The 1,092-nt window shown below is 46.5% G+C and carries 2 pseudogenes; both read right to left on the minus strand.

What is annotated here, in order from left to right:
- Positions 1 to 417: pseudogene (locus tag CVN76_RS04925) on the minus strand (NADH-quinone oxidoreductase subunit C); the annotation flags it as partial.
- Positions 411 to 800, minus strand: a pseudogene (locus CVN76_RS04930) (NuoB/complex I 20 kDa subunit family protein); the annotation flags it as partial. The pseudogenes CVN76_RS04930 and CVN76_RS04925, both read right to left, overlap by 7 nt.
- Positions 801 to 1,092 lie beyond the last annotated feature (292 nt).

A 1,092-nucleotide genomic window follows, 5' to 3' on the forward strand; every position in this document is an offset into this window, starting at 1 on the left:
ATCGGTGCCGTGAAGTTCCGATAAGTAAGAAAAGTTAAGCTTTTCATCATAACGCAGTAATTTAGCTATTGAGTAGTATGTATCAGGATTCGCCACTATTGTAGGTACATCCTTTGATAGGTTATTAATATAGTGGTCTATTAATGCATCTTGTCCTACATGCCTTTCAATAGCATGAACAATTTGATTGAGTGTGGGCTGGTTTGGGGATGGCTCATTCTTATTGTCATCTTCCGTCCTTTCATCCACGTTGGCCCTGGACTTGGCAGCAGCAGCTGCCTTCGCCTTCGCCGCTGCGGCCGCCTTTTGCTTCGCTAGGTCTTCTTCTCCTGACCCTTCCTCCTTCGCTTGCTTTCGTGCGAGTGCCGCCGCCTTCGCCTTCGCCGCTGCGGCTGCCTTTTGCTTCGCTAGGGACAACCGGGGATATATACATCGACTGGCACGATTTGATCAACCCCTTTGACCACCGAGTAGGAATTCACATACGGACCCCCTGCCGTTGCGCAGGAGCCCATGGCAATGACCCATTTAGGTTCTGGCATTTGGTCATATAATCTACTTATGATTGGTGCCATTTTTTTCGTTACCGTACCTGATACGATCATGACATCAGATTGCCGGGGCGACGTCCTGAAAAAAGAACCGAAACGATCCAAATCGTAATGTGAGGAGCCTACACCCATCATTTCGATTGCACAGCATGCTAAACCGAATGTCATTGGCCAGAGGGAGTTGCTTCTAGCCCAGCCTTTAATTTGTTCAAGCGTTGATAAGAAAATGCTTTGGCGCATCTCTTCCATTTCGGCAGGGGTGAGGTCGTCTTCAATTTGCTTGTCTTCTTTTTTGTTGGATGCCGTTTTAAATATTTATGCAGGGTAGCAATCTTTTAGAAGCAACGTGGCGAGAGGGGGATGGAAGTAAAAATGTAAGCGTATACATTATACCATCATGACTATCAGATGTCGACGAGTGGAGGATTTATATGGTAAAAAGTTTGTTCCATCATTCGAGGTATTTCAACAGATTTTTGCCTATTCTTCTTCTCCTGGCGGACTCTCCGTCCCTTCCTCCTTCGCTTGCTTTCGTGCGAGT

It is taken from the genome of Bacillus sp. mrc49 (genome assembly GCF_002803435.1).